Source organism: Alteromonas halophila, assembly GCF_014651815.1.
GTDB classification, from domain to species: domain Bacteria; phylum Pseudomonadota; class Gammaproteobacteria; order Enterobacterales; family Alteromonadaceae; genus Alteromonas; species Alteromonas halophila.
The window spans coordinates 1-1,089 of the sequence record NZ_BMXP01000031.1 but is presented as its reverse complement, the minus strand read 5'-3'; the positions used below and the strand labels follow the sequence as shown (position 1 = coordinate 1,089).

Sequence of the window (1,089 nt, the reverse complement as noted above, 5' to 3'; positions counted from 1 at the left end):
CGCGGATTCAACCCCGAAGTGCACCACTCGCTAAATTAAGCTGCTCTTCGTAATGCATTGAACACGACCGATGGCTGCTTAAACCCTAGGCATTTCCTGGGTCTTGCATTCAGCGCACGCTCAACATCAGCAATCTGTTTGTCCGTCACCGTCCGCAGGTCTGTCCCTTTTCGAATGTACTGCCTCAGTAGTCCGTTAAAGTTTTCGTTCAATCCTCGTTCCCACGACGAGTACGGATTGGCGAAGTAGATATCCGTTTTCAGCTTATCCGCGACCTGCGTGTGAGCACAGAATTCCGCACCGTTGTCTGCCGTAATCGTGTGGACATGGCCGCGATAGCGCCATAGCATGCCAATCATGGCTCGGCTTACATCAGCCGCGCTTTTCGCTGGCACTTTTCGTATCAGATACAGTTTACTTTTACGCTCAACCAGACTGACGATGGCACCTGTACCGTTCTTGCCTAACACGGTGTCGGCTTCCCAGTCACCAAACCGCTTTTTCTTATCAACAATGGCCGGACGGCGCTCAATACCAACTCGGTTCGGAATAATTACGCGCTTCGCGCGGCTGCCTTTTCGGTACTTACGACGACTATGTCGCAGCTGCTTGTGCAGCTTACCGCCACGCAGTTTATCTCGCTGTACATAGCCGTAAATCCACTCATGGCTGACGCTATGCCCTATGGCCTTACCTACACCTGCAATTTGCTCCGGACTCCATTTCTGACTCAACCCGAACTCGACGAACGTCATAGTCAGCGCTGAAACCCTATATTTCGCTGCCTGACATCGTCGTTTAACTGTCTTAGCGTGAGCGACTTCAGGCAGATAGTGGTTATCACGAATACTGTTACGCCGAACTTCTCTACTGATGGTCGTGTGACAAACGTTCAGCCGCTTCCCAATCTCCCGATAGCTGAAACCCTCGCGTAAGTAGGCTTCGATCTGGTATCGTTGCCCTTCGATCAACTGCTTGTAACTCATGGTAATACTCTTGTTTTTTGGCGATTACAGAGTACCACCAACAGGCAGTTGATCTCTTCTCACCGTTTAACCATGAGTGGTGCACTTATTATCTGAATTCGGG

General features: G+C 50.5%; 1 protein-coding gene. It reads right to left on the bottom strand.

Annotation, left to right across the window (positions count from 1 at the left end; translation table 11 throughout):
* Positions 1-35 precede the first annotated feature (35 nt).
* Positions 36-986, bottom strand: a complete 951-nt coding sequence (locus tag IE054_RS17755; protein ID WP_189408600.1) for an IS30 family transposase — start codon at positions 984-986, stop codon at positions 36-38.
* Positions 987-1,089 lie beyond the last annotated feature (103 nt).

What these genes read in the sequence shown, in the direction of transcription:
- IE054_RS17755 (WP_189408600.1), bottom strand. Translation starts at nt 986, where the DNA reads ATGAGTTACAAGCAGTTGATCGAAGGGCAACGATACCAGATCGAAGCC.